Source organism: Enterobacter sp. KBR-315C3_2022 (genome assembly GCF_041399425.1).
Taxonomy (GTDB): domain Bacteria; phylum Pseudomonadota; class Gammaproteobacteria; order Enterobacterales; family Enterobacteriaceae; genus Enterobacter.
The window spans coordinates 1-24584 of sequence record NZ_JBGKEB010000005.1 but is presented as its reverse complement, the minus strand read 5'-3'; the positions used below and the strand labels follow the sequence as shown (position 1 = coordinate 24584).

At 52.3% G+C, this 24584-nt stretch carries 22 protein-coding genes and 1 tRNA gene; 10 read left to right on the top strand and 13 right to left on the bottom strand.

From position 1 onward, the window contains the following. Window positions 1-19: 19 nt before the first annotated feature. From gbpA to arcA, 10 genes are all read right to left on the bottom strand, one after another. Entirely contained in the window at window positions 20-1471 is a 1452-nt protein-coding gene (gbpA, locus tag AB8804_RS07210) for an N-acetylglucosamine-binding protein GbpA (protein WP_371184670.1), read from the bottom strand. Window positions 1472-1606: 135 nt separating this feature from the next. After that, window positions 1607-1993 (bottom strand): 2-iminobutanoate/2-iminopropanoate deaminase, encoded by a 387-nt coding sequence (ridA, locus tag AB8804_RS07205; protein ID WP_014882305.1) that lies wholly within the window; start codon window positions 1991-1993, stop codon window positions 1607-1609. A gap of 73 nt (window positions 1994-2066) precedes the next feature. After that, a complete protein-coding gene (gene pyrI / locus AB8804_RS07200; RefSeq protein WP_371184667.1) occupies window positions 2067-2528 on the bottom strand; it encodes an aspartate carbamoyltransferase regulatory subunit in 462 nt (153 codons plus the stop codon). 12 nt (window positions 2529-2540) lie between these two features. Further along, window positions 2541-3473: an aspartate carbamoyltransferase gene (pyrB, locus tag AB8804_RS07195; protein ID WP_371184664.1), complete on the bottom strand. Its 933-nt coding sequence runs from the start codon at window positions 3471-3473 to the stop codon at window positions 2541-2543. Between the two features lie 34 nt (window positions 3474-3507). Continuing rightward, window positions 3508-3612 carry a pyrBI operon leader peptide gene (locus tag AB8804_RS07190; protein WP_181573274.1) on the bottom strand — a complete coding sequence of 35 codons (105 nt, stop codon included), beginning with the start codon at window positions 3610-3612 and terminating at the stop codon, window positions 3508-3510. Between the two features lie 100 nt (window positions 3613-3712). Then, window positions 3713-4192, bottom strand: coding sequence for an arginine repressor (locus AB8804_RS07185; RefSeq protein WP_371184947.1), 480 nt, complete (start codon window positions 4190-4192; stop codon window positions 3713-3715). Between the two features lie 79 nt (window positions 4193-4271). Further along, entirely contained in the window at window positions 4272-5675 is a 1404-nt protein-coding gene (locus AB8804_RS07180) for a YfcC family protein (RefSeq protein WP_371184662.1), read from the bottom strand. Window positions 5676-5722: 47 nt separating this feature from the next. Next, window positions 5723-6727, bottom strand: coding sequence for an ornithine carbamoyltransferase (argF, locus tag AB8804_RS07175; RefSeq protein ID WP_371184660.1), 1005 nt, complete (start codon window positions 6725-6727; stop codon window positions 5723-5725). A gap of 25 nt (window positions 6728-6752) precedes the next feature. Further along, window positions 6753-7664 (bottom strand): carbamate kinase, encoded by a 912-nt coding sequence (gene arcC / locus AB8804_RS07170; RefSeq protein WP_371184658.1) that lies wholly within the window; start codon window positions 7662-7664, stop codon window positions 6753-6755. Window positions 7665-7674: 10 nt separating this feature from the next. After that, window positions 7675-8895: an arginine deiminase gene (arcA, locus tag AB8804_RS07165; RefSeq protein ID WP_371184656.1), complete on the bottom strand. Its 1221-nt coding sequence runs from the start codon at window positions 8893-8895 to the stop codon at window positions 7675-7677. 675 nt (window positions 8896-9570) lie between these two features. Between arcA and AB8804_RS07160 the strand changes: the two genes are divergently transcribed. The 4 genes from AB8804_RS07160 to AB8804_RS07145 all read left to right on the top strand — a co-directional run bounded on the left by AB8804_RS07160 (window position 9571) and on the right by AB8804_RS07145 (window position 16917). Continuing rightward, entirely contained in the window at window positions 9571-10020 is a 450-nt protein-coding gene (locus tag AB8804_RS07160) for a YhcH/YjgK/YiaL family protein (RefSeq protein WP_371184653.1), read from the top strand. 394 nt (window positions 10021-10414) lie between these two features. Then, complete coding sequence (locus AB8804_RS07155; RefSeq protein WP_371184650.1) at window positions 10415-11128, top strand: LuxR C-terminal-related transcriptional regulator; 714 nt, start codon at window positions 10415-10417, stop codon at window positions 11126-11128. 474 nt (window positions 11129-11602) lie between these two features. Beyond that, window positions 11603-12274, top strand: coding sequence for a helix-turn-helix transcriptional regulator (locus AB8804_RS07150; RefSeq protein WP_371184648.1), 672 nt, complete (start codon window positions 11603-11605; stop codon window positions 12272-12274). Between the two features lie 173 nt (window positions 12275-12447). Next, window positions 12448-16917: an autotransporter outer membrane beta-barrel domain-containing protein gene (locus AB8804_RS07145; RefSeq protein ID WP_371184646.1), complete on the top strand. Its 4470-nt coding sequence runs from the start codon at window positions 12448-12450 to the stop codon at window positions 16915-16917. Between the two features lie 63 nt (window positions 16918-16980). Here the strand turns inward: AB8804_RS07145 and argF (AB8804_RS07140) are convergent, their stop codons facing one another. Continuing rightward, window positions 16981-17985, bottom strand: a complete 1005-nt coding sequence (argF, locus tag AB8804_RS07140; RefSeq protein ID WP_371184644.1) for an ornithine carbamoyltransferase — start codon at window positions 17983-17985, stop codon at window positions 16981-16983. Then, window positions 17955-18050 (bottom strand): hypothetical protein, encoded by a 96-nt coding sequence (locus tag AB8804_RS07135; protein ID WP_213826104.1) that lies wholly within the window; start codon window positions 18048-18050, stop codon window positions 17955-17957. The genes argF (AB8804_RS07140) and AB8804_RS07135 overlap by 31 nt, the downstream gene beginning before the upstream one ends. Before the next feature lie 99 nt (window positions 18051-18149). On the opposite strand from AB8804_RS07135, the gene rraB reads away from it, so the two are divergent. The 6 genes from rraB (at window position 18150) to AB8804_RS07105 (ending at window position 22939) form a co-directional block, all read left to right on the top strand. Further along, the gene (gene rraB, locus AB8804_RS07130) at window positions 18150-18575 is read left to right on the top strand and encodes a ribonuclease E inhibitor RraB (RefSeq protein ID WP_112013258.1); all 426 of its coding nucleotides are present in this window, start codon (window positions 18150-18152) and stop codon (window positions 18573-18575) included. Between the two features lie 46 nt (window positions 18576-18621). Beyond that, window positions 18622-19380: a tRNA isopentenyl-2-thiomethyl-A-37 hydroxylase MiaE gene (gene miaE, locus AB8804_RS07125; protein ID WP_371184641.1), complete on the top strand. Its 759-nt coding sequence runs from the start codon at window positions 18622-18624 to the stop codon at window positions 19378-19380. Window positions 19381-19410: 30 nt separating this feature from the next. Further along, window positions 19411-20142 carry a topoisomerase II gene (locus tag AB8804_RS07120; RefSeq protein ID WP_371184639.1) on the top strand — a complete coding sequence of 244 codons (732 nt, stop codon included), beginning with the start codon at window positions 19411-19413 and terminating at the stop codon, window positions 20140-20142. 105 nt (window positions 20143-20247) lie between these two features. After that, window positions 20248-20332 (top strand) — tRNA-Leu (locus tag AB8804_RS07115). Between the two features lie 186 nt (window positions 20333-20518). Next, window positions 20519-21775, top strand: a complete 1257-nt coding sequence (locus AB8804_RS07110) for an integrase arm-type DNA-binding domain-containing protein (protein ID WP_217969611.1) — start codon at window positions 20519-20521, stop codon at window positions 21773-21775. A 231-nt stretch (window positions 21776-22006) separates the two neighbouring features. Further along, on the top strand, window positions 22007-22939 hold the full coding sequence (locus AB8804_RS07105; protein ID WP_040170604.1) for a COG2958 family protein: 933 nt from the start codon (window positions 22007-22009) through the stop codon (window positions 22937-22939). Window positions 22940-23408: 469 nt separating this feature from the next. On the opposite strand, the gene AB8804_RS07100 is transcribed toward AB8804_RS07105, so the two are convergent. Next, complete coding sequence (locus AB8804_RS07100) at window positions 23409-24311, bottom strand: HNH endonuclease (RefSeq protein ID WP_371184636.1); 903 nt, start codon at window positions 24309-24311, stop codon at window positions 23409-23411. Between the last annotated feature and the right edge of the window lie 273 nt (window positions 24312-24584).

The following is a 24584-nucleotide window of genomic DNA, read 5'->3' as shown; positions in this document are numbered from 1 at the left end:
TATTTTCATTCACGTAAAATTAATTTTTTACGGTCCACGCTTCGCTCCAGTGGGAACCTACGCCAGGTTCAAACTGGGTTGACGTGGTGCTGTACTGTTTGCAGTAGCCGCTGTACGGGAAAGGCTTACACTCATAGGTCTTGCCGTCTTTTGGCTGTAGCACAACGGTGCCGGCCTTGTAGGAAGAGATATTATCCGGGAAGGTAAAATCAGCGTTCCCGGTGTTACCGGCCGCGGCTTCGCCTTCAAGCATCATATCCAGCACATCCTGCGCGAACAGGGTGCCGTCTTTGTTCGTGGCGAAGTATTTCAGCATGTGGTGCCCGGCCTCAACGTTGGTCAGGGTCATGGTCACATCCTGATTGCTGTTGTTCATGTCCTGCTTCAGATAGCCTTTTTCCGCGCCCGGATGGTTCAGCACGTGCGCTTCAAAGTTCACATCACCCTGCGTGTTGACGTGGAACGTCACCGTCGCGGCACCGTTAGCGATTTTGCTGTAGTGCAGGTCGGTGACGGAGATGGATTCATTGACCACCGCCTTCTGCTCTTCATAAGAGATCGCCACGGATTTCAGCGCGCTGCCGTCTTTAACGAAGACGCTGTTTGCGCCGTGGACCGGGTTAACGTCGCCGTTTTCATCTTTTACGCCGACGCGAACGTCGCTGTGCGCGCTGTTAATTTTTTGCGCCAGATCGTAAGCCCACTGGTTGGCATCACCCTGCTGAGCCGAGGTGATGGTCAGCTCGGTCGCCATGGAGGCGATTTCGCCGTTGGCGTCGAAGAAGCGTGCGATGACCTTATCGCCCGCGTTGAGGTTGTTACCCGCAACCTGGCCGCTCAGCGCTTTGCTCCACACGGAGACGGCCGCTGGCGTTTCGTCCGGCGTGACGTTGCCGCCGTTGCCGAAATCAACGTCGATGGCCTGATAGAAGCTGTTGGCGGTATCGGCAATTTCCCACACGCCGTAAATCACCTGATAGCCGGTGCGCTGCGGCACGTTGCAGTTCATTGACTGCGTCATCTGGGGTGCCTGGCCGTTGCCGTTAATGCTGCAGAACGGCGTCAGTTCGAACTGATCGCGGGTCAGCGGCTTATTCGGGTTCCAGTCCTGCTTGGTGATGTAATAACGCCAGTTGGTGGTTTTGTGCGGTGCAGTATGGTGCCAGACGAACTGATGTACCCCGGCCGTCATCGGCGTTTTGGTCCAGGCGTTCTGGCTTTGCTTATCCAGCTGGGAGTAGTTGGCAATCCCGGCGCTGGCGAGTTCGCCATCCGGCGGCAGGCTTCCTGAAGGGAATCCGGAGGCGCGTTCCACGCTCTGCGGTTCATAGGAGACCAGACCGCAGTCAACGTTTTGTCCCTGCTTACACATATAGGCGCGACTGGCCGGAGATTCAATATAGCCGTGCGCAAGCGCAGAAGAGGCGACGGTTAAAGTTGCTACAGCCAATGCAATTTTGGAGATTTTCATTTTTTGTCCGAAAGGGGAATTTATAACAATGTGCGAGTGTATAAATCCTTCCGTCGGCAGGTCATCGAATTGCGAAGGTAAAAATAGCCAAAATAAAAAAAGGCAGCCGAAGCCGCCTTTATTTATTGAATGCCATTAACGACGTACGGCAATGGCCTCAATTTCAATTTTGACGTCTTTTGGCAGACGCGCCACTTCCACGCAGGAGCGCGCCGGGAAGGTGGCGTTGTGCTCGGTGAAGAAGGCTTCGTAGGTGGCGTTAACGGTCGCGAAATCGTTCAGATCCTTCACGAACACGGTGGTTTTCACGATATCGCCCACTTTCAGGCCCGCGGATTCGACGATCGCCTGCACGTTTTCCAGCGACTGACGCGCCTGCGCCGCCACGTCGGCAGGCACTTCGCCGGTTTTTGGGTTCACCGGGATCTGGCCCGAAGTGATGATCATGCTGCCCAGATCGACGCCCTGAACGTAGGGGCCGATAGCCGCAGGTGCATTTTCCGTCGCGAGTACTTTGGTCATGATTTCTCCAGAATGACAGCGTTAAGAATGTTCCCGGCCATTATAACAGCCGGGTTTTCATTACCAACCTCAATTAGTTGGCCAGCACCACATAATGAGAAAACTCTTTTTCGCAGTATTTGCATTTGAGCGCGATGTCTTCGGCGCGCTTTTTCACTGCAAAACTGGAGGAAACCGGCTCGGCGTGGCTGATGCAGTTGCTGTTCGGGCAGACCAGCACGCTGTCGATGCGATCCGGCAGGCTCGGGCGGGATTTACCCACCACGTCGTAATCGTCGATGCGGTTGACGGTGGCGTCCGGCGCGTACAGCGCCAGCTGGTTGACCTGCTCGTCGGTCAGGAAGGTATTCTCAATTTTGATCAGGTCCTTGCGGCCCATTTCACCGGACGGCAGGTTCAGGCCGATGGTGATGCGCTGGTCGGTTTCGGTCAGCTTGAACAGCGTCAGCAGCTTAAAGCCCACCTGCGCGGGGATGTGGTCAATCACGGTGCCGCGCTTGATGGCTTCAACCTGGAGTTTGTTATCGTGTGTCATTGTCGTTTCCCCTTACAGAGCTAAGTCGCGATTCAGAACCAGCGCCAGCAGCGCCTGGCGGGCGAAGATGCCGTTTCCGGCCTGCTGGAAGTACCAGGCGTGCGGCGTTTTATCCACGTCCGTGGCGATCTCATCGATGCGCGGCAGCGGGTGCAGCACCTTCATGTTGCTGCGCGCGCCCTCAAGGTCGCTGGCGCGCAGCACGAACTGCGCCTTCACGTTGGCGTATTCGGACGGGTCGAGGCGCTCCTTCTGCACGCGAGTCATGTACAGAATATCCACGCTGGCCACCACCTCTTCGATGCTGGAATGCAGGCTCCACTGAATGCCTTTCTCATCCAGCATGTCGAGGATGTACTGCGGCATCGCCAGCGCGTCCGGGGCGATGAAGAAGAAGCGGTTGCCGTTAAACTTCGCCAGCGCCTGGGTCAGGGAGTGGACGGTGCGGCCGTACTTCAGGTCGCCGACCATGGCGATGTTCAGGTTTTCCAGCGTGCCCTGGGTTTCCTGAATGGTGAAGAGATCCAGCAGGGTTTGGGTTGGGTGCTGGTTCGCGCCGTCCCCCGCGTTCAGCACCGGAATGCCGCCGGAAAACTCGGTCGCCAGGCGCGCGGCGCCCTCCTGCGGGTGGCGCATGACGATCGCGTCAACGTAGGTGCTAATCACCGAAATCGTATCCGCCAGCGTTTCGCCTTTTTTACCCAGCGAGGTGTTGCTGCTGTCCGAGAAGCCCACCACGCTGGCGCCCAGGCGGTGCATGGAGGTTTCAAAGGAGAGGCGGGTGCGCGTCGAGGCTTCGAAGAAGCAGCTCGCGATCACCTTGTGCTTCAGCAGCTCCGGTTGCGGATTCGCTTTCAATTTTGCCGCGGTTTCCAGAACCAGTTCCAGCTCTTCGCGGCTGAGGTCGTTTATGGAAATGATGTGTTTTTGATAAAGCGGATTCATGTTTATCTCCTGACGCCGGGCAAAAAAAAGCCCCTCAAATGAGGGGCTCTGGGAATAGGGTTGGCAACGGGAAGAAAAACGGCAGGCCAGCGTCTGTTTTCAGACGCGGTAAGACGTTATGTCGTACACGCTTGACCATGCTTCCTCCCGGCAAATTGTCGGGCATTATACGCACCCCGATGTTCGGATCAAGCGTTTTAATGCACGCTTTACTCAATGCAAACGGTTCTTTGTGAATACTAATGCATTCTGAGTAAATAATTAATTTGCTTATGCACCAGCGCGGTACGCTTCACCACGCGCGGGGCCACCCAGACGATACTGCTCCCGGCCACCACGCCTAAAATTTCCGGTAACTGGTGATAATCCAGAATACGCGCCACCGCGCGGCCATATCCGGCTGCCGTATGGATAAGGATAAATTCGCTATTGTGCTCCACGCTGACCACCATTTCGGAAACGGTGCGCGCGGCGTCGGGGGCCGGGCGCAGTAGCGGATTCAGCGAATAAATCTTTAGCCCTTTAGCATTTCTAATTTTTATGACTCCGAGCAACTTGAGCAGGCGCGAAACGGTGGACTGGCTGATGGTTTCGAAGCCATGTTCCTGCAGGTCGCGGCGGATCTCCTCCTGGGAGAGATAGCTTTTTTCTGCAATCAGGCGCTGGCACACCGTCAGCTGCAGTTGCTCTTTGGGAGAGTACTCCTCGTAATCCATCATATTTCCCATATCAGTTCCCGAAATAACCGGCGGCACTGCACCGATCCGTAGGCCGGACAGGCGCAGGCCATCCGGCAAATTACAACAACGCCCCGAGGCTTAACGCCGCCATGATCACCACCGTTAAGATCCCCAGCAGCGGCGCTACCCATTTCAGATAGCGCACGTAGGGCACGCGGGCAATAGCCAGCCCGCCCATGACGACGGCAGAGGTGGGGGTAACCAGGTTGACGATGCCGGAGGCGGACTGGTAGGCCGTGACCACCAGGTCGCGATTGACGTTAGCGAAATCGGCAAGCGGCGCCATGATCGGCATCGTCAGAACCGCCAGGCCGGACGATGAAGGCACAAGAAACGACAGCACCACCTCCAGCCAGTACATGACGTTGATAAACGCGACCGTGGATAACCCGCTGACCAGCCCTTCAGCGCTGTGCAAAATGGTGTGGGTAATCATGCCCTTATCCATGATCACTACGATACCGCGTGCGATGCCGATAATCAGCGCGACGCCCAGCAAATCTCGCGCGCCGTTGATAAACGTTGAGGTCAGCTCCTCTTCGCTCATGCGGGCAATCAGGCCGACGATAATGGCGCTGGCGAGAAACACCGCCGAGATCTCCGCCATCCACCACCCGAGCACCGCTACGCCGTAGATCATCACCGCGAAGGCGAGGGCGAATATCACCAGAATGATTTTGCGCACCGGGGTAAATTCCAGCGACTGCTCGCCCTTGTTGCCGAGGAAGTGCGCGAGATTCTCCTCCTGCTTATCCGCAACGATGGAGAGCGACGGATCGTTGCGTACCCTGCGGGCGTAGCGCATCACCCACGCCACGCAGATGATCCAGCCAATCACCAGCAGCGCCACGCGAAGCGCAATGCCGTTGGTAAACGGAATGCCCGCAGCGTTGGCGGCGAGCACCGTGGCGAACGGGTTAATGGTGGAGCCGAGCGTGCCGATCCCCGCGCCGAGCAGCACGGTAGAGGCGGCCACCACCGGGTCGAATCGCGCGGCGAGCATCACCGGAACGAGGAGGGTGTAAAACGGCAGCGACTCTTCGGCCATGCCGTAAATCGTCCCGCCCGCGGCAAACAGCGCCATCAGGATCGGGATCATCCACTCCTCGCGGCCCCGAAGTTTGGTCGTGACGCGCTCGATCCCGGCGTCGATGGCGCCGGTTTTGGTGACGATCCCGAGAAAGCCGCCGATGATCAGGATAAACAGCGCGACGTCGATCGCGCCCGCCTGGCCGGATTCCGGATCGTACAGCCCGGCGATCGGGGCCATCAGCACCGACACGATCCCCTGCGGATGCGCGGCAACGTGCGCGTAAGTGCCTGCAACCGGCACGTCCTTACCGAGCGCCTCATTCATCGCCATATGGTACTGCCCGGCAGGAACAATCCACGTCAGCACGGCCACGACGGCAATCAGAAAGAAGAGAATGGTGTAAGCGGAGGGAAACTTGAACTTGCCCATGATGTGCTCCTTAAACCCGGCGCACCCCGCGGCGCGCCGGGCGGTGATTAGTCGCCGAGTGTCGCCACCATGACCGCCTTAATGGTGTGCATGCGGTTTTCCGCTTCGTCGAAGACGATGGAGTGGGGGGATTCGAAGACCTCTTCCGTGACCTCCAGCCCCTTCAGGCCGTAGGCCATCTCGATCTCGCGGCCCACTTTGGTGTGCTCGTTGTGGAACGCGGGCAGGCAGTGCATGAACTTGACGTTCGGATTGCCGGTCGCCTTCATCACGTCGGCGTTGATCTGGTACGGCTTCATCAGGCTGACGCGCTCGGCCCAGGCTTCCTTCGGCTCGCCCATCGAGACCCACACGTCGGTGTAGAGGAAGTCCGCGCCGCGCACGCCCTCGCCGACGTCGTCCGTCAGGGTGATGCGCGCGCCGGTCTCTTTGGCGATGGCGCGGCACTCCTCGACCAGGCTCGCCTCCGGCCAGAAGGATTTCGGCGCCACGAGGCGGATATCCATCCCCATCTTGGCCGCGCCGACCATCAGCGAGTTGCCCATGTTGTTACGCGCGTCGCCCAGGTAGGCAAAGCTCAGCTCCGGCAGGGTTTTGCCCGGCGCGTGCTCCAGCATCGTCATCAGGTCTGCGAGGATCTGCGTCGGGTGGAATTCGTCGGTCAGGCCGTTCCACACCGGCACGCCCGCGTACTCGCCCAGCTCCTCAACGATCGCCTGCCCGTAGCCGCGATATTCGATACCGTCGTACATGCGGCCCAGCACCCGGGCGGTGTCTTTCATCGACTCCTTATGGCCGATCTGCGAGCCGCTCGGGCCGAGATAGGTGACCTGCGCGCCCTGGTCAAACGCCCCCACTTCAAAGGCGCAGCGGGTGCGGGTGGAGGTTTTTTCAAAGATCAGGGCGATGTTTTTCCCGACCAGCGTTTGTTTCTCGCGTCCGGCTTTTTTGGCCGCTTTCAGCTCGATGGCGAGGTCGATCAGGTACTGGATCTCCGCCGGGGTGTAGTCCAGCAGTTTCAGGAAGTTGCGGTTTTTCAGGTTGATGGTCATGGGTAAATCCTTTTTAAATGTGTGTTCAGTTACGAATCAACGTGCCTTTCTCGCCCGCCAGAATCTCTGCCCCGTCGACCAGCGCGCCGATCCCGGCAATGCCGTTGCAGGCTTCAACAAACTCGCGGCAGGCGGCCACTTTCGGCCCCATCGATCCGGCGTCGAACTGCATCTCTTTGAGCAGATCCGGCGTGACCTGCGCCAGCGGGAGCTGGGTCGGCTTGCCCCAGTCGAGGTACACAGCGTCGGCATCGGTGAGGATCAGCAGGGCGTCGGCCTCTATCTGGCGGGCCAGCAGCGCGGCGGAGAGGTCTTTATCGATCACCGCCTCAATGCCGCGGTAGCCGTTGGCGTTTTCCACCACCGGCACGCCGCCGCCGCCGTTGCAGATCACCAGATGGTCGCGCTGGATCAGCGCCGTGATGGCGTCGCGCTCAACGATCCGCTTCGGCTGCGGAGAGGGCACCACGCGGCGGAAGGCGCTGCCGTCGGCCTTGAAGATCCAGCCTTTCTCCGCGGCCAGCGCCTTCGCCTGCGCGTCGGTGTAGATCGGGCCGATGTACTTGGTCGGGTTGCTAAAGGCCGGATCGGCGGGGTCCACCTCCACCTGGGTAAGCAGGACGCTCACCTCGCGCTGCGGCAGGGCATTTTTCAGCGCCTGCTGGAGCATATAGCCGATCATTCCCTGGCTTTCGGCGCCGAGAACGTCGAGCGGGTAGGGGGCAACCTTGTCGTAAGCACTGTTTTGCAGCGCCAGCAGCCCGACCTGCGGCCCGTTGCCATGCACCAGCACCACGCGCCACTGCGCGGTTAATCCGGCGATGGTGCGGGCGGCCAGCTCGATGTTCTGGCGCTGGACGTCCGCTTCCAGCGGCTCGCCGCGCTTCAGCAATGCGTTACCGCCGAGCGCGACAACCAGAGTGGGTTTTCTTTCCATGATGGCTCCTTTAAATTCCGTCGCGTTCCAGCGGGCAGCTCATGCAGCGCGCACCGCCGCGTCCGCGTCCCAGCTCGTCGCCCGGGATGGGCAGCACGGTGATGCCCGCCTTGTCGTATTTCTCGTTGGTCCAGACGTTGCGCTCGTAGCCAATCACCACGCCGGGGCGGAGGGTTAGCACGTTGTTGGCATCGTTCCACTGCTCGCGTTCGGCTTCGAAGGCGTCCCCGCCGGTGGTGATCAGGCGCACCTGGCTAATGCCGAGGGCTTTCTCGATGGCGTGCAGCAGGTCGGTTTCCTGCGTGCGCACCAGGCCGCCGCGCCCGTCCGGCGTCAGCGTCCAGCACTGGGCGTCTTTGCGCACCACTTCCGGGTAGACGGAGAAGGTGTCCACGTCGATGTGGGTCATCACGGTGTCGAGGTGCATGCAGGAGCGGTGCTTCGGTAGCTCAACGGCGATCACGCGCTCGGCCTGGCGGTGTTTGAACAGGCTGTTGGCGAGGAATTCCACGCCCTGCGGGGTGGTGCGCTCGGACATGCCGATTAATACCGCGCCGCGGCCAATGACTAATACGTCGCCGCCCTCCAGCGTGGCGTGGTCGTAATTAATATTTTCATCGCCGAAATACTTAATAAAATCGCCGTCGGCAAACGCCGGGTGCCAGCGGTATATTGCGCGCAGGTTATTGGTTTCACGCTGACGCGCCGCTTTGGCCATCGGGTTAATTGAGACGCCGTTATAAATCCAGCACGAGGTATCGCGGGTAAATAAATGGTTCGGCAGCGGCTTCATAATAAAATCATTCGCCGTGTGGGTATCCACCACCATATTTTTAATCGATGCCGGAATTTCGCCGTAGGTTAATCCGCCGCTTAACCGGCGCGCCAGCTCGCGGTGCGGCATATCCGCCAGCCAGCCGCGGACGTCCCCTGCAAAGGTGGGCCCGAGGCGATAGTCGGAGATTTGCGTATCCAGCAGCCAGGATTTTGCCTCTGCAATATCAAGCGTTTGGGTAAGAAGGTCGGTTAACAGCAGGACTTCCACACCCTGCTCGCGCAGCGTGTTTGCGAAGATGTCATGCTCTTCACCCGCGCGTTCAACCGAGAGGACGTCATCAAATAACAGCTCCTGACAGTTAGACGGCGTTAAGCGCTTCAGGCTTAAATTAGGGCGGTGCAGCATAACGCTACGCAATTGACCAATTTCAGAACCGACGTAATGCTTTTCCATAATTATTCCTTTAACGTTTTTTCAGAATAAAAAGGGCATGCGCCATGGCGTTTATTTATTTCATGGCGGCTAAGCTCAATTGATTTCGAGATTTATAGTAGGCGTATAAATAATGAATAGTGTGATGCGGCTCACGCCGGTTCGGTTATTAAACGGTTTGTTTTCATTTGCATGATGCGTATCAGATAATGATTAATTGAATATTATTTGCGGGTGAATACCTAAGCATGTTTGGTCGGCATTATTTGAGGTTGTTATTATTTTGTAGATGGTAATATCCTGAAACAAATAACTAACTCTTTGATTTGTAGTGATTAATCGTTCCGCGTGGAATGGCTATGCAGAATAGGCCATTAACTATTTTTGACTTAAGGAAAATCAATAAATAATTATGGATTTTAAAAGCAAATAACCAAAGTGCCAAACTGTGAGGTGACCGCGAGTTTTGTTATTAAAGGTTGAAGATCAGGACGTTATATGCGAGCAGCGGTTAGCCTGAAATTTGCGTTATGCATAGCTTCTGCATAATTGCCTGACGGTGATTAACAGATAGTTAACACATTCTCCGATAAACATGCGCGCGCGCAAATCTTGTCGAAAAAGTGATGGTACGCCAGCCCGGATTTTCGTATAAAAGATAAAAATGAAACGACGTTTTACATTGAGGGTTTGGATATGATTATTGGCAACATCCACCACCTGCAGCCGTGGCTGCCGGAAGCGCTGCGCCAGGCTATCGAGCACGTCAAGGCGCACGTCACCGAGGCAACCCCGCTCGGCAAGCACGATATCAACGGCAACAGCCTGTTTTATCTGGTTTCTGAGGACATGACCCAGCCGTTCGCCGAACGCCGCGCCGAGTACCACGCGCGCTATCTGGATATTCAGATCGTCATGAAGGGCCAGGAAGGGATGACCTTCAGCACGCTGCCGCACGGCACGCCGGACACCGACTGGCTGGCGGACAAAGACATCGCGTTCCTGCCGGAAGGCGAGCAGGAGAAAACCGTGGTGCTCAGCGAAGGGGATTTCGTGGTGTTCTGGCCGGGAGAAGTGCACAAGCCGCTGTGCGCGGTGGGTGCGCCAGCGAAGGTGCGCAAGGTGGTGGTGAAAGTACTTATGTAAATAAGAGAAACGTAAGTCGAATTGTAGCTATAGCCAACGGTCAGGGAAAGAAAGAACATCGCTCTGGCTGTTGGATAAATTTCTTTCCATTACCAACAACACGGTTAGGCATTTACTCATCCTGGATTTTTAATCTAAACAGATATTAAACATAATTTCTATCCCTTTGAAATACAGTATAAATTATTATTTAATTTCCAGTATGGAAAATGTTTTTTTAGACCCTTAATCAAAATGAATGCTTCATTCTAGCAATGAATCACTTGCAAGCGATAAGCGGAAAAAAGAATGTTATCTTTAAGCTTTATATGATTAAAGATGATAAGTTTACATAAACAATGCTATTGTTTTGGCTCACTTCGCTCCCCAGCAAATATTCAACAATGAGGCAAACATGGTTGGTTCAACGCATATTTCGAATAAAAATCAGCTTATCTTCTCAGAGAACGGTGCCCGCCCTCCTCCTGGCGAGACGTCCCTTATTATCGTTCTCTCAGAGTGCCAGTATAGTTTTCTCGCATTACGCGTTTTGATAAATGAACTTCAGGCTGAGAATAGCAGCGACGTTACACCTTGCCCGATCATATGGTGCAAAAACACGCTTGAGATAGATCTTCCTACGCTTAAGGCCAGTCAAAATCCCATCATTTTGGTTACCGCTCACCCGGGGGCGGAAACCAATGGGCTGCTACATAAAACGCTGGCATTGTATTTTACCAAAATCATCTTTCTCACCCGTGGTATGACCGGTGTAGAGGATGATCTTCACTTCATCAGCGTATTGTCAGGATGTTCGGACGTTAAAGCGCAGCTGCTAAAAGTGATGTCGAACGACTGCCAGAGAGACGTTTTGACGCTAAGCCCTGCAGATGATATCCGGTTGTCAGACCGTGAGCAGGCTTTCACCCGCCTGGTCTGTCAGGGTCTTGATGCGAAATCGATCGCTAGTCGAATGGAGATTAGCCTACCAACCGTCTATAGCTACCGAAGAAACATATCCCGAAAAGTCGGTACCAGGAATATCGAGGAGATGATCCTGCGCTTTAACACCCTACATTTTGCTGGGAAACAGAGTAGTGCTTGTCCTGTGATAGAAGAGTTTTCGTAGGCCGTGCGCTTAAGTTGATCTAGATCAAGGTTTGTCTGTTTTTTTGCCAGCTACTCAGAGTGATTTTAAAAAGAAAATGAACGCAATTGCGATCATTTAACCAGGAATATCTGCAAAATTCTTAATGATAATCCGAATCGTACTAAATAACCGACGCCTTGCTTCAAGGTTGCTATAGGTTTACATACGTAATTCCTCCTGGATATTAAGCTGTTTTGACTCTTTTAGTCTGTTTTGTATTCTGAATGTCTGCATCCAGGAATATCTTTACGGACATTGTTAAGTTAGAAATTTCGCCTGAAAAAAAGGATGTATAGAAATATTTTTTTCTGCTAAAACTGACGCATCCAAAACGGTGCTGAACTCTTGCAATTGCGAGTCGATATACTTCTAAACTTGACTGCATTATAAGAGTGATAGCATGAGAGGGCATATAGCAAGGGAGATAACATGGTGTGACGTTGGGGGCATCCTATGAAACATAGCTTAACGCTAAACGAGAATATTTATTTTCCTCCAAGAAGACTATCTATCCGAGACGCCAGTAATCGAGCATCTACGGTTAGCGTGCTGTCACTCTGTTTTTATGATTATCTGGGGGTGAAAAATCTTCTTATGCATTATCAATCTATCTGGGGAGAGAACGAACGCGATTGCTTTGATATCAGCTGGTGTCGTACCACAATTGAAATCGATCACCATAAAATTAATCAAAGCCTAAACCCTGTGATTATTGTGGTTGATTACCCCGGTGCAGAGTCTAATTGGCTATTACACAAAACGCTGGCGGTGCATTTCTCGAGAATTATATTCCTCGGGCGTGGAAAGGAAGGCGCTGAAGGGTATGTTTATTATATATCCCTGAATCAAACATTACAGGAGATCGAAAAAAAACTTGGAGAATTAGTTATTTTGGGTACGGAAACAGGGTTGCAAAGTAACTATGGGATAGAAAATTATGACTTCACGCGAAGAGAAAAACTCTTTGTAGCGCTTATTTGTCAGGGGGCTAACGCTGATGCTATAGCGAAAAACATGAATATCAGTATTTCGACTGTTTATAGCTATCGGCGTAAGCTGTGTTTGAAAATGTCAGTTAAAAATATACAGGAGCTTATTCTGCTGATTAACAAAAGTAGCGTTTAATATATATCTGTGTAAATACATGCGAAATAATTCTTAAGGATATTATGAAGGGTTGCGAGCAATTCTCCAGGATCCTGGGTTGAGTTAACGCAGGTAGATAATCTTAATTCGTTTTGCAGTCGCTCATTTCAATGGGCAGGTACTTCTTTTTCTTTTAAAAACTGGAGGAATATATGATTCCTGGTAGAAAACTTGCGCCGCTGGCGCTGGCCGTCATTTCAGCGATATTCTGTCTGCCGGTCTCTGCTAAAGAATTTAATAATCCCGCAGGGGATGTGATAACGACGCCCTGGACTGATTCACTCCTTGCTGTAGGCATAGGGAACGGTAATAGCGGAAAATTAACCATTTTAAGCGACGTCACTACGGATAAGCTTCAGGTAGGGCTTGACTCAGCCAGGGCTATTGTTGATATCAACAATGGTGGCAGGTTAACTGTACTCAATGAAAGCTACATTGGTGGCGAATTGATGTATCAAAAAGTTATAAATAGTAATGGCCATACAAGTTTCGTCCGTTCCAATATGTTTGGTGAGGGTACATTGAATGTTTCCGGCAAGGGTAGTGAGTTCAATGCGCAATCCTTAATTATCGGCTCGAACACTGGCGACGGTACGCTAAATATTTCCGAAGGTGGGAAAGTTAATGTCGCTCATAATCTCACTCTTGCGGAGCAAGATAGTTGGGCTTACTTTGAGGATTATGAAAATGGTTCCAGAGCTATGACGACAGCCGCGCAGGGTTTTGTGAATGTTGATGGAGCAGGAAGCGAGCTCCACGTTGGCGGCAATATTATGGTAGGTGAGGCTGCAGGCTCAAACAGAATTGGCTCTGATTTTAAGGAAGGCTACAGCGCGATAACTATAACTAATGGTGGTAAAGTGCATGCTGACGGCTTTGTTGCAATTGGCGATATTCATACTGGCCTGCTGAGTTATCCCCAGGAAAATAAAAACAAAATTGTTGTGACTGGTCAGGGTTCTGAGCTTTCTTCCTCTTCTCAGATTCTGGTTGGCGTTGATCATACTCAATTGTATTACTCCCAGGAAAATCTACCCGACTTTCTTATCGTTGCGGACGGTGGGGCAGTGACAGCACCTACAGCCACGCTTGTCAAAGGTAGGATTGTCGTTGGCGGATATTCACCAGTGTCAGCCGAAGCCCCCGGAAGCGTTAACATTAATGATATTCATTTTGGTGTGGAATCAATTTATTCAGGAGGCGTGGAATTTAACCATACCGACAATGATTATATTTTTAATAGTAATATTATCAGCGACGTGGCAGGCGCGGGTTACATCTATGCATACAACGGTAATACAAAACTTACGGGAGATAATACGGCTTTCACCGGTAATGCTGTTATTCTACCGGATGGTGAAATCACCATTTCTGAGCAAAAAGAGATTGGCTCTGCGACCCTTAATATTCGCCCAGATAAATTTATCTATAATGATAGTGAGTCTGGTGGGATATTTAATATAAAGACGAATCACGACTGGGAGTTTGTTAATAAAATAGACGGATTTAATCAGTCAGTTGTAGCCAATTATCATTACTTTGGTGGCACTTTGGCCGTAGATGCTAACGGCAACCGTTTCTCAATTAAGTCCGCAGACTTAATGGAAAACTTTAGCGGAATTTTATCGCTTAAAAATACCCTTTTTGAGCTGGCTGATGTTAATACCGCAGCCCTGAAATATATGTTGCTGCGAGTGGGTGAACAAAGCGTCGTTACGCTTGGTGAGGGTCAGCAGAATATTGATCGCTTTGATATCGACGGCGGCACGGTGATTTTCGGCGATGTTGCCGCGGGTGAAAGCGTGGCTCAGAACACGATTCATACCACAGGCAGTCTGGACATTTCGGGTTCCGGTACAGTGCAGGTTAATCCTGTAGACGTGCTAAACGTCACGCCTACCGTTGCTCCGGATATACCGCTTCTTGCTCAGGATGATGGCAATGCATTGATCCTGCTTGCATCAAGCGGTGGCATCGTTAAAGGCAGCGGAGGCGGGCTGGCATTAGTGGATGCTAATGGCCAGGCGATTTCCGACGAGCGTCAGTCCAATATCGTACAAAACGGCAATGTGGCAGCTATCGGAAGCTATGACTATCGCCTTACCAGCGGTAACCATCAGGACGGGTTGTATATTAACTACGGCTTAAAGGCGGTAGAACTGTTAGCTAAAGGATCGGATGCTCTGGTTCTCAATGCTAATGGTGGTATTGGTAATGCGGCAGACCTCAGCGCTCGCGTTACAGGTGACGGCGACCTGGCGATTACCGGTAAGCCAGGCGAAACGGTTTCGCTGTCCAATGGTAATAATGACTATACCGGGAAGACGGAAGTTCGAAGCGGTGCGCTGGCGATGCATAACAACAACGTTTTGGGCAAAACGTCTTCACTGATGCTGGCTTCAAATAGCGATTTCGTTATGAACGGCCATGCGCAAACGGTGGGCACGCTGGAAGCTAATGCAGGTTCACGTATTGATCTTGGCGGCGGATCGCTGACGATTGCTAACGGTGGAACTTCTGCGGGAGCCCTTGTCGGAAAAGGGGAGCTGACCATTAGCGACGGCACGCTGAATGTTAACGGTGCAAATACCGAACTGAGTGCAGCTACAGTCGTTGCAAAAAGCGCAACGGCAAAGCTGGATAATGCACAGGGGCTGGGCAGCGGTGACATCCGTCTTGCCGGGACGCTGAGCCTGGACGGTGCTAAGGGGTCCATTAGCAATGCGTTTAGCGGTAGCGGAAACGTACAGCTTGCCAACAGTGATATTGCGCTGGCTGGGAAAAACGAGACGTTTAGCGGGCGTTTTTCTATTGATAGCCTTTCCTCTTTGGCCGCAAGCGCTGCGAGCCATCTTGGCGACGCGTCGGTAGAGAATGCGGGAACATTGCTGCTGAACGCCAGCGATGCCTGGAAGCTCGAAAACACCCTCACCGGAACGGGCAGCCTTCAAAAAACAGGACAGGGGACGGTGATCCTTACGTCTGAAAGTGCGGGACTGTCTGGATTGACCTCCGTTGTGCAAGGAGAGCTGCAGCTTGGCGACGGTCAAGACGCCGTCACGCTGGCCAGTATGCAAACGGTAGTGGGATCCGAAGGCCGTCTTTCAGGGTTTGGCGGCACGGTGGGTGATATCTTTAACCAAGGTGTTGTGAGCGTGGGTAGAAGCGCTGACGCAGGGCCTGGCAGTCTTTCAGTCGGTGGCGATTTCCGTAACAGCGGTCAGGTACGGTTCGCTGAAGGCTACTCGGTGCCCGGTAACCGTCTGGTGGTCGAAGGTGATTATGTTGGGGAGGGAGGGGCTCTCTATCTGAATACCGTACTTGGTGATGATCGATCTGCCACCGATCGGATGTTCGTTAAAGGCGATACTTCCGGTACGACCGCAGTGCATGTCACCAATGCGGGCGGTGGCGGGGCACAAACATTAAACGGCATCGAAGTTATCAGCGTGGATGGTCATTCCGAAGGTGAATTCACTCAGGGCAACAGGATCGTTGCGGGGACATATGACTACTCGCTGGTCAGAGGCCGTGATGATAACGCCAGCAACTGGTATTTAACGAGTAATCTGGTCAGCGGCGGTGGTGATAATGGGGGGGATGTCACGCCCGGCATACCTGAACCCGATAAGATCAGCGTCATCCGTCCGGAAGCCGGTGTTTATGCCGCAAATCTGGCCGCTTCGAACACTCTGTTTGCCACACGTCGTCATGAACGTACCGGCGATCGACTTTATATCGATGCGGCAAGTGGAGAATTAAAAGAAACCAGCATGTGGATGCGTAACGTGGGAGGACATACGCGCTCTAAAGCTGGAGACGGTCAGTTGAAAACAACCGAAAACAGCTATGTTCTTCAAATGGGAGGCGAACTGGCCGCAGGTAGCATTAATGGCCAGGATCGGTGGAACATAGGAGCGATGGCGGGCTATGGCCATAGCAAAAGCAACACCCGCTCTGTTCTGACGGATAACCGCGCTGAGGGTAACGTAAATGGCTACAGCGTAGGGATCTACGGCGGCTGGAACGCTGATGAAGTGAACCACTACGGCGCTTACGTCGATGGTTGGGTACAGTATGGCTGGTTTAATAACACTCTCAAAGGAAATGGAATTCAGGGCGAAAGTTGGAAGTCGTCTGGGTTCACGGCGTCGGCAGAGGCGGGTTATACCCGGTCATTAGGCCACTTTAACGGCAGTAATGGAGGGAAAACAGAGTGGCTCGTCCAGCCACAGGCGCAGGTCACTTGGATGGGCGTGCAGGCGGACGATCATCGTGAAGCCAACGGAACCAAGGTAAAAGGTCAGGGAGACGGTAACATTCAGACCCGACTGGGCTTCAGAACGATGCTGCGTGGCCATAGTGCTCTGGATGAAGGGAAATCTCGCCAGTTCCAGCCTTATGCTGAACTGAACTGGATCCATAACACCAAGTCCTTTGGGGCTGAGATGAACGGCATCAGCGTTAGCCGCCAGGGTGCGAACAATGCGGCTGAACTGAAAGTGGGCGTCGAAGGGCAAGTCAGCAAAAACCTTTCGCTTTGGGGAAATATTGGAGAGCAAATAGGCGATAAGGGCTATAGCGACACCACGGGTATGATTGGCATCAAGTATCACTTTTAACGTTAAGCCGGGAGCGCGATGCCTCCCGGCTTTTTTTTGGCGTAATCTGTGCCGATGACGTCCTCACTCCCCAAGCGTCGCCACCATCACCGCCTTGATCGTGTGCATCCGGTTTTCCGCCTGGTCGAACACGATGCTCGCCGCCGACTCAAACACCTCGTCCGTTACCTCCATCCCGCCGTGCAGATCGAACTCCTTCGCCATCTGCTTGCCGAGCGTGGTCTGGTCGTCGTGGAACGCGGGCAGACAGTGCAGGAACTTGACGTTCGGGTTGCCGGTCAGCGCCATCATCTGCGCGTTCACCTGGTAGCCGCGCAGCAGCGCAATCCGCTCTGCCCACTTCTCTTTCGGCTCGCCCATCGACACCCAGACGTCGGTATAGATAAAGTCTGCGCCCTTCACGCCCGCCGCGACGTCTTCCGTCAGGGTGATTTTCCCGCCGTTTTTCTCGGCCAGCGCGCTGCACTCCGCTACCAGGCTCGCGTCCGGCCAGCAGGCCTTCGGTGCCACCAGTCGCAGATCCAGCCCGGTCAGCGCCGCGGCTTCCAGCATCGAGTTGCCCATGTTGTTGCGCGCGTCGCCCGCGTAGACCAGCGTCATCTCGTTAAACGCTTTGCCCGGCAGGTGCTCCTGCATGGTCAGCAGGTCCGCCAGCAGCTGCGTCGGGTGGAACTCGTTGGTCAGCCCGTTCCACACCGGCACGCCCGCGTACTGCGCCAGCGTTTCGACCACTTCCTGGCCGTGACCGCGATACTGAATGCCGTCGTACATCCGCCCCAGCACGCGCGCGGTGTCCTTAATTGACTCTTTATGCCCAATCTGGCTGCCGCTTGGCCCTAAGTACGTGACGCGCGCGCCCTGGTCATATGCGGCAACTTCGAAAGAGCATCGTGTGCGGGTTGAGTCTTTTTCGAAGATGAGCGCGATGTTTTTACCGGTAAGCTTCTGTACTTCCTGGCCCTTTTTCTTGTCGGCCTTGAGCTTTGCGGCAAGGGTCAGCAGGGAGGTGAACTGTGCAGGGGTGAGGTCGAGCAATTTCAGAAAGTGTTTTTTGTACAGATCGGACATTTTATCCTCGCATGGCAAACGCCACTTATTGAATTAAAATTCACTTTATATGTGTAATTATTCATTTGCAACCCTGTTTCACAAATCTTTCTTACAAAGGTGGAGGCAAACACGTCCGTGTGTGAAAATAGAAGTATCTGCCGCACTTTAAAGAGGATTGAGCCATGGCAAACCCGGAACATCTGGAAGAGCAGCGCGAAGAGACGCGCCTGATTATTGAAGAACTGCTGGAAGACGGAAGCGATCCGGACGCGCTGTACACCATCGAGCACCATTTCTCTGCGGACGATTTCGACGCGCTGGAAAAGCTGGCGGTGGAAGCCTTCAAGCTGGGCTACGAAGTGACCGAGCCGGAAGAGCTGGAAGTGGAAGAGGGCGACACCGTAATCTGCTGCGATATCCTGAGCGAAGGCGCGCTGAAGGCGGAGCTGATCGACGCGCAGGTTGAACAGCTGATGAACCTGGCCGAGAAGTTTGAAGTGGAGTACGACGGCTGGGGAACCTACTTCGAAGATCCAAACGGCGAAGAGGGTGAAGAAGGCGACGACGAAGACTACGTCGACGAAGACGACGACGGCGTGCGTCACTAAGCGTTTCAGGCGGTGGCGCGCGCCACCGCTTTTTCAAGGCAGAACCATGGATTACCCGCAGATACTCGCCCCCGTTCTCAACTTCCTCCAGTGCCCGACCCCGCAAGCATGGATTGATAAAGCCCGCGACCCGGCGAACCTGCCGCTGCTGCTTACCGACCACATGGTGTGCGAGCTCAAGGCCGCCCAGACCGCGCTGCTGCTGGTGCGTAAATACGTCGCCGACGAGAGCGGTGCCGACGCGCTGCTCGATTGGCTCAAACCCTACGAACTGTTCACCTTCCGCGACGGCCCGGAGCCGGATTTTATTGCGCTTCATAAGCAGATTACTAAAAGCGTGATGCCGAAAACCGACGACCCGTGGGGCCAGGCGCTTATCGACAGCATGGTGCTGCTGATCAAAGAGGAGCTGCACCACTTCTGGCAGGTGCGCGAGACGATGCTGGCGCGTGACATTCCGTACGTCAAAATCACCGCCAGCCGCTACGCCAAAGGGATGCTGAAGGAAGTGCGCACTCACGAACCCCTGACGCTGATCGACAAGCTCATCTGCGGCGCCTACATCGAGGCCCGTTCGTGCGAGCGCTTCGCCGCGCTGGCTCCGTTCCTCGACGACGATTTGCAGACGTTCTATCTTTCGCTTCTGCGCTCGGAGGCGCGGCATTATCAGGACTATCTGACGCTTGCCCAAAATGTGAGCGACAAGGATATCTCGCATCGGGTGCAGCATTTTGGCGAAATTGAAGCCACACTTATCTCAACACCGGACAACGAGTTTCGCTTCCACAGCGGCGTGCCGGTGTAAACCGGCAGAGCTAAAGGATAAGGATGCGAGATGAATAAAACGTGGATTCGTATTGTTCTGGTTACCGTGATTGCGGCCGCAGTGGCCTTCTGGGTCTATTTCGACAAGCAGCGTCAGCAGCAAACCCCCGAGCAGCAGCTTGATACCACCCTCAACGCGATGCCCGCCTGGCAGGTGATTAAAGAGCAGGAGCCCGCGTTCCAGCAGCGCATCCGCGAGCAGATCCTCACCATGCAGAAGATGGGGGAGTCTGAACAGCACATCATCGACGTGATCCAGCCGCAGATTTTGACGCTGCAGATGTCGCGCCTGCAGCACGCCCCGGACGCCAACGTGGTGGATTACATGAAGGCCAACATGGAGCAGACCGCCGCCATCCAGAAGGTGAGCGACGACGCCTGCTTCCGCTTCCTCTACCCGGCGGTGAAGGGCGGCGTGAACCCGATGCGCGTGCTGGATAAACCGATGATGGCCCGCCGGATGCAGGCCGACGCGGACATGATGCGCGCGGCCTACGGTAAAAACCGCCACACCGTGACGCCGGCAGAGCGTGAAGCCGCCGTGGCGGACGTGCGGCCGATTATGAAAGGGCTGGCGGATAAGTACGGCGAGGACATCCAGCTGCTGCAGATGCCGGAGAACGCGGTGGGCAAGGAGAAGCTCTCCTGCGATATGGTGCAGGAGATGTGGGCGAAGGTGCTGAAGCTGCCGGAGCATAACGCTGCAGGCGTGATTCGCCTGGCGGTGTCCGAGCTGGACTGACGGCTGCGCTGGTTTTTTGGGCACTTAGCGTAGGTTTAGCGCGTCGTCGCTTGCATGGCGGCGCGCGACAGGTATAATCCACAACGTTTCCGCATCCCCTTCAGTGCCGAAGTGGCGAAATCGGTAGACGCAGTTGATTCAAAATCAACCGTAGAAATACGTGCCGGTTCGAGTCCGGCCTTCGGCACCATCGGAACATCAATAGACGTCAACGGACGTCTTTTTTTGTGCCTGAAATCCAGTATTTACCTATCTTTCCCGCTATAGTAACTCTCTCAAGGTCAACCGACTTCAACGTACATCTACCAACAGATGTTGGTACAGATGATGGTATTTCTGGTTCGATAATGCTTGTACCAACAGGGAGGGGATAAGCATGGCTCTAACAGATATCAAAGTCAGAACAGCCAAGCCAATGGAGAAGCAATACAAGCTTACTGATGGCAACGGTATGCACCTTCTTGTTCATCCAAATGGCTCTAAGTACTGGCGTTTGCAGTACCGATTTGGCGGAAAGCAAAAGATGCTGGCTCTGGGGGTTTACCCTGACGTGTCACTCGCTGATGCAAGGGCTCGCCGTGAAGAAGCTCGTAAGCTTTTGGCAAACAGCATTGATCCGGGAGACAAAAAGAAAAATGATAAGGTTGAGTTGGAAGAGGCGCGTACTTTCGAACAGCTAGCTGTTGAATGGCATGCCACAAATAAAAAGTGGTCGGAAGAACATAGCCGACGAGTGCTGAAAAGCCTGGAGGACAATCTCTTTCCAGCTATTGGCAAACGTAATATAGCCGAACTTAAAACACGGGATTTGTTAGCCCCGATAAAAGCCGTAGAGATGTCTGGACGTCTTGAGGTCGCGTCACGACTGCAACAGCGAACTACGGCAATTATGCGTTATGCCGTACAGAGTGGTTTGCTTGATTATAACCCGGCACAGGAGATGGCCGGTGCTGTTGCTTCAAGTAACCGGCAGCATAGGCCTGCGCTAGAGTTGAGACGTATTCCCGAACTGCTTCAGCGCATTGATAACTATACCGGCAGGCCTTTGACTCGTCTTGCCGTTGAGTTAACCCTCCTTGTCTTCATCCGCTCCAGCGAATTGCGTTTTGCTCGTTGGTCTGAGATCGATTTTGAAACATCAATGTGGACGATACCCGCAGAGCGCGAGGCTATCGAAGGGATAAAGCACTCCCAACGCGGCTCAAAAATGCGTACACCTCATTTGGTGCCGTTATCTCGTCAGGCGTTAGCAATCCTTAAACAGGTGCACAAACTTAGTGGCGATCGCGATTTTGTTTTCATTGGCGATCACGACCATCGTAAACCGATGAGTGAAAATACGGTAAACAAGGCTCTGCGCGTTATGGGTTATGACACTAAGATAGAGGTTTGTGGGCATGGTTTCAGGACGATGGCATGTAGCTCGTTGATAGAATCGGGATTGTGGTCAAGGGATGCGGTTGAACGGCAGATGAGCCATATGGAGCGTAACTCTGTGCGTGCGGCTTATATTCATAAGGCCGAGCATCTGGATGAGCGCAGACTGATGCTGCAGTGGTGGGCTGATTTTCTTGATGCGAATCGTGAGAAGGCGGTGAGTCCGTTTGATTTTGCCAAATTAAGCATGGAATGATTAGATGTATTTAAGGTATGTGTCTGACATACCTTATTTTTTCTTTAACATGGCTTCTGATGCGGTGCTCGTTTTTGTAATGAAATCTGTTGTTCAATGCCAAAAAATCATATTGTAAGCTTGGTTCAAGTGATAGGTAGTTTTACACTGTTTCATCAGAAAAGCAGCATCTGAGATTTAGCCATTCATTCAGATAGAAGCTTTCTTACTGTTACATCAAAGGCAGGAGCCATGACTAGTCGCCCACAGATGATTATTAATGTTCTTCAGGCTAATCCTGATGAGCAATTTACAGCCCGTCAGCTTGCCCAAAAAATCATTGATCACTATGGCGCAGAGCTTGCTGTAAAGCGTCAAAATCCTAGATTCGCCAGTGATGAAGATTTCTTGAGTCAAATAGCTGCTGAAGTCGGTGGGAGCAGAACAGTTCAGGCAAAAGCGATGTGTCCTCAGGTTATGACGCGTGACAAACCTCGGCCCAGACTTTATTACTGGGGTAAGGAAATCGACAATGGCGTGCAACAAGAGTCATCTTTTGATATTGCTCCGACTCCGTCTGCTGAGACGGTAGCTTTTTCTGAGCATGCTCTTTACCCGCTTTTGATTGAGTACCTTTCTGAGGAAGAAGAATTACTTTGCCGTCGTATCGATGAAAAGCGTTCAAGCAATAACAAAGGTCTTGGGGCAAACCATTGGCTTTATCCTGATATTGTTGCATTGCAGCCTCTCGATAAAGGTTGGGATAGCGTCGTGCAAAACTGTGTACGGTATAGCGAAGGGCGTTTAACCCGTCTGTGGTCTTTTGAAGTAAAACGTCAGCTTAACCGTAGCAATGTTCGAGAATGTTTCTTCCAAGCTGTGAGCAATTCAAGCTGGGCCCATTTTGGTTATCTCGTCGCGACCGAAATAAATGAAGATAAGCAGCGTGGCGTAGAAAGAGAACTGCAGATGTTGTGTGCATTGCATGGTATTGGCGTGATCCTTCTTAATCCGCAAGATCCCGGTAATAGCCAAACTCTGATTCCTGCACGAGAGCGAACCAGTATTGATTGGCAATCCGTCAACCGCTTGGTGGTAGAGAACAAGGATTTTAAAGAGTTTATCGATCTGGTATCCGATTATCACCAGACAGGAAAAATACACAAAGCGCTCTGGAATAGATAATTCGCTCTAATGTTTCAATAAGAAATATAATTGCGAAATAGGCTTAATGTGAATGGATGAACAGCGAGGTATTTAGAATTAGTAAGATTTAAAAGTTCTTTCCGCGAATTGATGGGATAGTAAATATGATAAAGGTGAGCGTGTGCGTGCTCACCAAATGCAATAGAATAAATTTATACAAATGGGGGTAGTTTACCAAAACTGTTCTTTTAAAAAACATCGCTTATTTTTGCGATTATTAGCTAATAAACTACAATCTGCAATGTGGCAAAAAAATATTACTAACTGTGATTTATATCGGGTAGTGGGGTGTTTAGAACAACCAGAGGCAAACACCCGTGCAGTGAAAGGTATCGATGGTGATGTAAAGCTCAATTGCGCTCTGTGGGCTATGGCTAAGAATATGCTTTATCTACTCCGATATAACGAAAATTAGGCCTTACCAAAAAGATAAGACCTAATTTAAGAATTATATTGGGCCATACAAAGCTTCAATAAAGAGGTTAGAAGGTAATCCAACCACCAATGGTGTAATGCTGATACGAGACTTATCAATATGATTAACAATACCTAATCCAGCAAAATTCCCACGCCCACCTGAAGGTCGGAATTGGACAAAAGCAGTTGTAGTAGTAACCCATCGAGGATCAATAATAAGCGTTGCCTTTATCCCTGAAAAATAGGTGTAGATTTGCGGATCTTTCGAAGCATCCCCACGAATAGCCTGTGCATATGCGCCTAAAGAACTGGGCATTTCTATATTCTTTGTGCGGAATTGCTGATCGAAGGCAACAATTGCCCCCCTGGCCTGATTTCCAATCTCTACTAGCTTTTCAGCAGTAATGGCTTTTACCTCTATCTTTTTAAAGAGATTTTCAAATGCCATCATCAGGTAATTTAAATTCCATCCTAACTCGTGTAATGCAATAATTTTATTGTATTCAGACAGATCAACTTTAATGCCTGCGTGGGCGGCTAGGGTTAACAGCCTTGGAATATTTAGATAGTAAAAATTATGTAATTTGGTCTTCCAGGGATTTTCAACTTTAAATTTTTCTTCTAACCAAAGGGAATGCTCTCGTTGGATTTTATGAAGACGCTCTATAGGGAAATTGTCTACCCCAGAGTCAATTTCTGTGTGATGATTACAACAAAGAAGTAACAAGTTTGATTCATGATTCCTTTGCTTAGGATTCAGTGGTGAATCTCCTCTTGGGCCTTCTGGCTGCTCTGCAACAATATGAGCCACCTCTCCAATAAACTGAGATGATAGTCCATTTTCGTCTTCTACTAGGAGCCTTTCCCTGCAAATTGCGCAGCAGCCACCATCTCTGACCCAAACAATCCGTTTTACTCTTTGGCTAATGGGCATAGCACGTTTACCTAACTAATAGAATGGATTACCTTCCATTTTAACCTTGCTAATCAGTTTAGGTCCACTGTAAGTACACCCAATTTAGTTCCACGCGCTTGTGTTCAAGAATCTTTTGTATTTAGGTGAGTTAGATGAAATAACTCCGTAAGGGGGGCCCATTGTATGAACCGGTCACATGGGTAACACTTTAAACCGGGCACATGGGTAACAGGTTATAACGGTACGGTAAACAGCTGATGGAGGTTTACCGTGCCCTGGACTGAGACTGTT